Origin of the sequence: Spirosoma spitsbergense DSM 19989, assembly GCF_000374085.1 — a bacterium.
Lineage (GTDB): Bacteria > Bacteroidota > Bacteroidia > Cytophagales > Spirosomataceae > Spirosoma > Spirosoma spitsbergense.
In genome coordinates this window covers 1-8198 of sequence record NZ_KB893459.1, presented here as the reverse complement: position 1 = coordinate 8198, position 8198 = coordinate 1, and the positions used below count along the sequence as shown (strand labels likewise).

At 47.3% G+C, this 8198-nt stretch carries 7 protein-coding genes; 1 reads left to right on the top strand and 6 read right to left on the bottom strand.

Annotated elements, in window-relative coordinates; translation table 11 throughout:
* Positions 1-244: 244 nt before the first annotated feature.
* The 6 genes from B157_RS0109115 to B157_RS0109090 form a co-directional block, all read right to left on the bottom strand.
* Positions 245-1234 (bottom strand): S41 family peptidase, encoded by a 990-nt coding sequence (locus tag B157_RS0109115; protein WP_020603038.1) that lies wholly within the window; start codon positions 1232-1234, stop codon positions 245-247.
* 248 nt (positions 1235-1482) lie between these two features.
* Positions 1483-2148 carry a tyrosine-type recombinase/integrase gene (locus B157_RS0109110; RefSeq protein ID WP_020603037.1) on the bottom strand — a complete coding sequence of 222 codons (666 nt, stop codon included), beginning with the start codon at positions 2146-2148 and terminating at the stop codon, positions 1483-1485.
* 119 nt (positions 2149-2267) lie between these two features.
* Complete coding sequence (gene ggt / locus B157_RS0109105) at positions 2268-3965, bottom strand: gamma-glutamyltransferase (RefSeq protein ID WP_020603036.1); 1698 nt, start codon at positions 3963-3965, stop codon at positions 2268-2270.
* 179 nt (positions 3966-4144) lie between these two features.
* A complete protein-coding gene (locus B157_RS0109100) occupies positions 4145-4735 on the bottom strand; it encodes an outer membrane beta-barrel protein (protein WP_026308599.1) in 591 nt (196 codons plus the stop codon).
* 493 nt (positions 4736-5228) lie between these two features.
* The gene (locus tag B157_RS0109095) at positions 5229-5750 is read right to left on the bottom strand and encodes an HPP family protein (RefSeq protein WP_026308598.1); all 522 of its coding nucleotides are present in this window, start codon (positions 5748-5750) and stop codon (positions 5229-5231) included.
* A 69-nt stretch (positions 5751-5819) separates the two neighbouring features.
* The gene (locus B157_RS0109090; protein WP_020603033.1) at positions 5820-7352 is read right to left on the bottom strand and encodes a malate:quinone oxidoreductase; all 1533 of its coding nucleotides are present in this window, start codon (positions 7350-7352) and stop codon (positions 5820-5822) included.
* A 146-nt stretch (positions 7353-7498) separates the two neighbouring features.
* Here B157_RS0109090 and B157_RS0109085 point away from each other — a divergent pair, with 146 nt between their 5' ends.
* Entirely contained in the window at positions 7499-7888 is a 390-nt protein-coding gene (locus tag B157_RS0109085; RefSeq protein WP_020603032.1) for a hypothetical protein, read from the top strand.
* Positions 7889-8198: the final 310 nt, after the last annotated feature.

Here is an 8198-nt window from a genome sequence, read left to right as displayed (position 1 = left end):
GCCAAATGGTAACGAACCCTCTCTTAATCAAGGCTTTATTATACTCCGACCAATTGCTGAGTTGATACTTTGTTTTGGGTTCTGTGGGTTGTTTTGGTTGTTTTCTCGCTTTGGGTGGCTGATTGTCAGCTTGGGTAAAAAAGTGTAGTTTTGGCATAGCACCGGGCCACAGGTGGCAGCTTTGTAGGTTTGGCGATCTCAAAGTTCGCCATTCCGGTGCTTTTTCATGTAATGGGATCAGGTCTCAAAGGGAGCCATGCAACAAAGCCCTTTTAAGATAAAGATTTGCATTGCTACTATCTTTGGGTACTGCCCTAAAATAACTTGTTATGTATTGTTCTACATCATCGTCTCCTCCTCCATTGCCTCTTATATCCACAATAAGATTTTCGATATTTTCTTTCTTAATTTTGGTGAATATTTCGTTTAGCTGTTTTTTATACTTATTTCCAAGATCTCCACCTGAGAAAGTAGCTATTTTCAAATACCCCGTTCTTTTATTCAAATCAACTATTTTATATTCTAATTTAGAAGCATTGGGATTCCAATCATTAATGGCTCTACCCAATTGTATTTTGTAGTATTTTGCTATTGTGTCATAAGGCTCTGTTGCCATATTCAACTTTATCTTTTCTTTTTTTCCAAAGGGTATAATTTCAAGGTCGTAGTTGCTGGCAGGATGAAGCCCTTTTAATAAATTAACAAAGTCCCAAAAGGTACCTAACTGTTGATAGCCAAAACTGATATTTTTTCCATTTAAAAAGCAGTATTTTAAAAATTCATTTGAATATTCTTTTACTGACTTTCCATTTATTGAAATTATTTCGCTACCACTTGGAATATTTTGGTTGGGGCTACAATTAACCTTAATAATCAGTTGTTCGTCTATGTACCTTAGAATAAACGGTAGAGTATTAGTTTTAGTCCATACTCCGTCAGGCAAATTAAATCCGTTATGAGCTGATTTTAGTGAGGCTAAACAAAATCTTAGTTTATTGGAAAACGTAAAAATATTGTCATTATCCGTAAGCGAATTGTAAACACTGTCACACAATTCATTAAAACGAACTGGTGTAATAAACCAGTCAGTTCCAACTTGCATTTCGTCAATGCCAGTCCTAAATATCTTAAAATCTTCGTGTTGTTGTGATAATGAAATTGTGCTTTGAGACTTTACTTCTTTTAGTCCATAAAGGAACGCACCAATTAGAAATGTAATTTTTAAAATATTCATTTTTTAAAAAATTTAGATTGTTTTCACAAAATTAGCTGTGTGTTAATTTTAGTCGGTATCAAATTATATTTTTTGGGTGTCAAATTATGATATGACACGAACTTTTAGGGTGTCTCCCAAAATGGCAGCTAACGCGTAAATAGACGCAAATTTTGCAGTAGTTTTTATATTTATTTGTACTTTTCTAGTATTTAATTTAATTTTTGATGCGGTATATATTTAAGCATAAAAGAGTAATTGGGCAAGGCTCAATTACTCTTTTTTATAGTCAATGCATCAAATGGACTTCTACTATTTTCAAGTGTTCGTTTGCTCACATGAGTATAACGCAATGTGGTCTTAAGGTCGTTATGACCCAGTAATTCCTGAATTAGCTTTATGTCGGTTCCTGCTTCATGTAAATGTGTGGCATAGCTGTGTCTTAAGCTATGGAAAGTAACTGGTTGGTGAATTCTGGTGGCTGCCTTTGCGCGCTGGAATACTGACTGTAGGCTTCTTGAACTGTACGACTCACCTTCAATTTGTCCCTCAAATAACCAAAACTTCGGTTTGTAAACTACATAATACTGTCGAAGTAGCTCCAAAATGCCTTCTGATAAAGCTACTGTACGGTCTTTCTTTCCTTTTGCACCTTTGACATTAATAACCATACGCTCTGAATGAATATCACTGAGTTTCATATTCACTACTTCACTGACTCGTAGACCGGCTGAGTAAGCCAAATATAGCATTGTTTTATGTTTGAGGTTTTCAAGCTGTGCAAATAGCTTCTCAACCTGGCTTATGGCCAACACGTTAGGAAGAATGATATGTTTTTTGGGCCTCGGAATTTCAAAGAAAAACTGAGGCAGATGCAGGACCTGAATATTGGCCGTTTTACCGTTAAAGGTTTCGATGATTGCCAGCGAAAACATAGTAACGGCTATATTGGCATCTACCGCTTGAAACCCCGGCTTCTAAACAGGATTTCTAATCAGGGTTACTTTGCTGAGGTCATGCCTGAACAGGCTTCTTTTATAGAGATCAGTTTACATCAAAACCCGGCGGCCTGCCCGTCTTTCCGGGACTCCGTTGCTCCATGGTAGACTTTATTGACAGCATCGTACATGATGGCCTGATAGCCGCCGTAGCCACCGAGACCGTAGCCCACTTTGTGGCCTTTACGCATCAGGTCGCGGATGGTTTCGTAGGGGTAACCTGATTCCAGTTTAATCTCGCCCGAGTCGGTCATGCGTTCGCCGGTGGGTTCGGAGGAGCCATCGTGGTCAATGCGGGGTGCATCACCTGCCTCCTGCGGATTCATGCCGTAGTCGATCATGTTCATAATGATCTGCACGTGGCCCATTGGCTGAAAGCCCCCGCCCATTACCCCGAAACTCATGAAGGGTTGTCCGTCTTTGGTTACAAAGGCCGGAATAATGGTCTGGAACGGGCGTTTGTGGGGGGCAAAGGTGTTATTCTGGCCATCGGTCAGGCTATAGAGTTCACCCCGGTCCTGAAGCATGAAACCCAGACCATCCGGCACCATGCCCGAGCCAAAGCCCCGGTAGTTGCTCTGGATGAGCGATACCATATTGCCTTCCTCGTCGGCTACGGTCAGGTAAATGGTGTCGCCCTGCTTGAGCGCGGGATTACCCGCATCGACGCGGCTGGCCGCCCGGTTCAGGTCGATGAGTTTGCGCCGTTCGTCTGCGTAAGACTTACTGATTAACTCGTTAACGGGGATTTTGGCAAAGGCCGGGTCGGCATAGTATTTGGCGCGGTCTTCGAAAGCCAGCTTTTTGGCTTCTACAAACCGGTGAATGTGTTCGGGGCTACCCCAGGGAATTTTGGAGAAATCGTAGCCTTCCAGCAGGTTCAGCATTTGCAAAGCGGCAATACCCTGACTGTTGGGTGGTAACTCCCATACGTCGTAGCCCCGATAGTTGGTTGATACCGGTTCTACCCAATCGGAGGTATGGTCGGCGAGGTCTTTTGCGCTCAGGTAGCCCCCCATTTTTTTCATGAACGCATCAATCGTCTGGGCAATGTCACCTTTGTAGAAGGCATCGCGGCCTCCTTTGGCGATTTTTTCGAGCGTATTGGCCAGGGCGGGGTTCCTGAAGAGTTCGCCCCGTTTGGGTGCTGCCCCGTTTGGGGCGTAGGTTTCTTTTACGTTGGGGTATTTACTGAACCGGGCAATCATGGAGGGCCAGTAGAAAGCCGCTTCATCATGAACCGGATACCCCTCGCGGGCGTAGCGGATCGCGTGGGATAAAATTTCCGGCATTGGCTTTTTGCCAAACCGCTTGTGCAGGGTAAACCAGCCATCTACGCAACCCGGCACGGATACCGGTAATGGCCCGTCGGAGGGGATATGCGTCAGGCCCCGCTTTTGAAATTCGGCCAGGGTGAGCGAATAGGGCGACCGGCCGGAGGCATTCAGCCCGTACAGTTTTTTGGTTTTGGCATCCCAGACAATAGCGAACAGGTCGCCCCCAATTCCGTTAACGTGGGGTTCAACCAGTCCTTCCATCGCATTGGCGGCAATAGCCGCATCGATGGCATTCCCCCCCGACCGAAGTACATCGATAGCGGCCTGGGTGGAGAGTGGGTGTGAGGTGCAGGCCATGCCGTGTCTGGCCATCACCACAGCACGGGTCGCAAAGGTTTTACCCATCAGCCGGTCCTGGGATAAGGCTGGAAGCAAAACGGGTATCAGGAAACAGGTGAGCAGGAAGATTTTTTTCATAAGCAGGGTACACCGCTATCGGTAGGAATGGGAGTTGGTTAAATTGACAATGGCACAAGATACTAAATCCAGCTTACTTCCCGTACAGTAAATGCCCATCCAGCCCGTAACCGGATCGTTTAAACGAAAAAAGCCCCCTCAACGTAGCTGAGGGGGCTTTTTGCACCGGTTGATGAACCCTATCGACGGCCACCACCAATGTCGGCACCAATCTTGATACCTAGGTAAGCATTGTTGCTGGTGATGGTCTGATTAGAAATTGTCCGGTCGGTTGATGGGATGAAGTTGAATTCAGCAGCCGCAACGAAGTGACCCGCCTTGATACCACCTCGAACCATGCCACCAAATTTGGTATCGCTAACCAGGTCAATGTTCTGGTTTGCCTGGCCATTGCTACTAATAACCACCGTTCCGGCAGCACCAATCGAGTACGGACCTACACCCAGACCCAGAAAAGGGCGCACACCACCCGCTCCGAACAGGTAATTACCCGTCAGCAGGGCTGAACTATAGGTGCCTACATCACCGGTGGTTGTGTTGCCGTTGTATTGGATACCCCGTGCTACCGAGGCCGCTTCCAGGCGAAGGCCCAGGTCGAAGTTATCGGAAAGGCCATACTTAGGCTCGACGGCTACCAGAAAACCGCCCGATGTACCGGCATTGAAAGGCTTGGCATAACCAACGGATACATTTACTTTGAATGGTTTGTACTCCTGTGCTGTAGCCGATAAAGCAACCAGCATCAGTAAACCGGCAAGATAATTTTTCATAACTTTCATACTCGTGTTGTAATTAGGTAATTAGTGAATTGTGAAAAGAATTAGATAAAAAACCTAGAATCATAACTGAGTCAGGAATTAGGTTGTTTAATTTTTTAATCAATTAGTGAATAAAAAGAGATGACGAATGAACGGGGACGGGGCAAAATAGGCCTGGGTTAACCAGTAAAAAAGCACGAATAACGGCGTATTATTCTGCGGGGCATCCATCCGAAAATAGTGTTATAGTGCCTGCTTTCACAGGTATATATAAGGAGAGTTTATGCCCGTTTTGCTGAGGGTAAAAGCTGTATTCTATTGGTAATTAATGGATTATCTCCTTTTGGAATTGTTGCTTCGGTAAGGCCGTTACCCGCTGACTGATAACGGACGAAGCCAGTAATGCTGACTGAAACAGCCGTCGGGGATTCCCCGAATGTAAAGCGAAGAAAGTCCTCTGAATAGACGGGTGGCGAAGTGAAAAAAAATATAATTTTATTAACATTCACCGCTTCTTCTGTAGGCGCGTAAGCAACCACATCAACCCCCGCTGCAACAGAACCAGGACGACAATAATGCTTAGTGCCATAACAAACAGCAGCAAATTCGACTCGTTCCCCGCCCGAAAGGCAAAGCTTAGGGAGGTGGCCACCGCAGGTGGGTGAACTACGTCGAAAACAATCATGAGTACAATCGTCACAACCATAGCAAGGCCACCCGATGTGTAACCCGGTCCCAGCAGGAGGTACATCACCAGGCCAATACTAGCCGCCATTACCTGCGAAAAAGCCAGCGTCCGAATACTATTCGTGCCATGCTGAGGGTCGAGGTAAATAAGAAAAGCACTGGAGGCCAGGGAAGCAAATAACAGCCGCTGCCTGCTGAGCACTTCAACCAGCCCAAACACAATCAGTACCGTTACGGTAGGGGCAACGGCCAGCAACAACTCACCTTTCAAGGGCAAACGGGATCGGGCGGGTCGACTAGCTCCTTCTATAGGCTTTAAACTTTCTCGTTCCTCTTCCATAAAACCGATTGTGTTTAACACGCTGGTGTTTACCCGGGCAAACACCAGCGTACTGATGCCTTAAAATGGTTACTGTGCCGAATCGGACGTGTATTCGTACTCGCCAAGACCCAGTATTTCACTCGTTTGCTTGCGGAGGGCAATGCCCAGTTCGGGGTTATCGGCCAAAACTTGTCCGTAGCTCGGAATAATATCGGTGAGTTTTTGCTGCCATTCTACTGTCGCGAGTTTTTCCGGGAAGCAGCGTTTCAGCAGGTCGAGCATAATAGATACGGCGGTTGACGCTCCCGGCGAAGCCCCCAGCAACGCGGCAATACTACCATCGGCGGCACTAACCACTTCGGTACCAAACTCCAGGACGCCCCCTTCCTCTTCATCTTTTTTGATAACCTGCACCCGCTGCCCGGCAATTTCCAGCTCCCAGTCTTCCCGACGCGCATCGGGGTAATACTCGCGCAGGGCCGCCATCCGGTCGTCCGGCGACTGCATCACCTGCTGAATCAGGTACCGGGTGAGCGGAATATTGTGCAGCCCGGCCATCAGCATGGGAGCCATATTGCTCAACTGAATAGACTTGGGCAGGTCCATATAGGAACCACTTTTCAGGAACTTAGTGGAGAATCCGGCATAGGGACCAAACAACAGTTCGCGCTTGCCATCAATCATGCGGGTGTCCAGGTGTGGCACCGACATAGGCGGGGCACCTACCGACGCCTTGCCGTATACTTTGGCCTGATGCCGCTCAATCACATCCCGATTCGTGCATTTGAGCCATTGACCACCCACCGGAAAACCACCAAAGCCCCGGCTCTCGGGAATGTCCGACTTTTCGAGCAGCCGCAGCGAACCACCCCCCGCTCCAATAAAGAGAAAATCGGTTTGTACTTCGCGTTCTTTGTTGGTGGTTACGTTCTCGACCTTCAGTTTCCAGCCGCCCAGCGTTTTTGAACGCCACAAATCGCGCACTTCGTGGGCAAAGTGCATATTCACGCCCGGCATATCGGTTAGTCGGCGGAACATCGCTCTGGTCAACGCCCCGAAATTTACGTCGGTACCAATGTCCATCCGGGTAGCGGCTACCGGTTGGGCCGGGTTGCGGTCTGTCATCACCAGCGGCATCCAGTGGGCGAGTTGGGCCGGGTCTTCGGAATACTGCATGCCATGAAACAGGTAATTCTGCTGCAACGCATCGTAGCGTTTGCGAAGGTAATCGACGTTATCGGCTCCCCACACAAAACTCATATGCGGAATAGAGCGGATGAAATTGGGCGCATCGCGCAGAAACCCCTGCTGAATCAGATACGACCAGAATTGCTTCGACTGCTCGAACGATTCAGCAATTTTGATGGCCTTCGACGGGTCGATGGAACCGTCTTCGTTTTCGGGCGTATAATTCAACTCGCAAAAGGCCGAATGGCCGGTACCCGCGTTGTTCCAGGCATCGGAGCTTTCGGCAGCTGCGTGGTCCAGGCGTTCGTATACGTCGATGGTGATGTCGGGCTGTAGTTCTTTCAGTAGTATGCCCAGGGTTGCACTCATAATGCCCGCGCCGATCAGAATAACGTCGGGGCCTTTTTCAGTCGGTTTTTTATTTTTTGCCATGACTCACTTTACAGGTATGTATTCGTAGGTACAAAGTTGGCAGGACGGTTCGTCAAAATGGTAACAACACCCGTTTTTTCGCGTTATAAATTCAAAACGTATGTTGTAGCGGTCATTTATTTTTACCCATATAACCTTACTCGATCATGAGCATCAACCGGTTACTTTTGTTTATGTTCATGTTCATGAGCGGACTTTACCTCGTTGGCTGCTCGCCAGAAGAGCCTGCTCTCGATAAAAAGGTAAATGCATTACACGAGCAGTTTCACGGGAAATATAAACCTATCCGCTCGACCAGCAGTGAAGCCATTGACGTGAATCTGGATGGTCAGGTTTCTGCCGATATGCTCGCCGAGATTTCCCAGTTGCGTAAAGAATACGGGAATAACCTCGAAATACGTAGTTACGGGGCATCGAAATATAGTCCAACCCCAAGTTTTTCATTCGTTCAATGGTGGCCTGAGCAGTACATATACATGGGGAACAAACCGTGGGAAGGGGAACCTCTCGTTATTTTACCTTCTCGCCCGACCTGAATCAGATTAACGTACAGCCACAGAAGAATGAAAACCCATTCCGCTGGGTACGTCCTGAATTAGTGACCGTCAATGCCGACAACACGATTGAGGTTGTCAATAGATAGAAGCTGTACACCAGCGGGGGGTAAAAGAGGTAACATTAACGCGAACTATGAGATCTTTTAAGCAGCTAAGGCCCATTCAGATTCACCGGAAGCGAGCAGACGGTTACTTATGTCGACGTGTGCTGTTGGCTTGCGTTCGTAAAATGAATAGGCGATTAGCGCGCCATACATGTTGACAAATGAGTTGCTGACCGACCGATGGC

Coding starts and splice junctions, on each gene's coding strand:
- B157_RS0109115 (WP_020603038.1), bottom strand. CDS start 1,234: ATGAATATTTTAAAAATTACATTTCTAATTGGTGCGTTCCTTTATGGA.
- B157_RS0109110 (WP_020603037.1), bottom strand. CDS start 2,148: ATGTTTTCGCTGGCAATCATCGAAACCTTTAACGGTAAAACGGCCAAT.
- ggt (WP_020603036.1), bottom strand. CDS start 3,965: ATGAAAAAAATCTTCCTGCTCACCTGTTTCCTGATACCCGTTTTGCTT.
- B157_RS0109100 (WP_026308599.1), bottom strand. CDS start 4,735: ATGAAAAATTATCTTGCCGGTTTACTGATGCTGGTTGCTTTATCGGCT.
- B157_RS0109095 (WP_026308598.1), bottom strand. CDS start 5,750: ATGGAAGAGGAACGAGAAAGTTTAAAGCCTATAGAAGGAGCTAGTCGA.
- B157_RS0109090 (WP_020603033.1), bottom strand. CDS start 7,352: ATGGCAAAAAATAAAAAACCGACTGAAAAAGGCCCCGACGTTATTCTG.
- B157_RS0109085 (WP_020603032.1), top strand. CDS start 7,499: ATGAGCATCAACCGGTTACTTTTGTTTATGTTCATGTTCATGAGCGGA.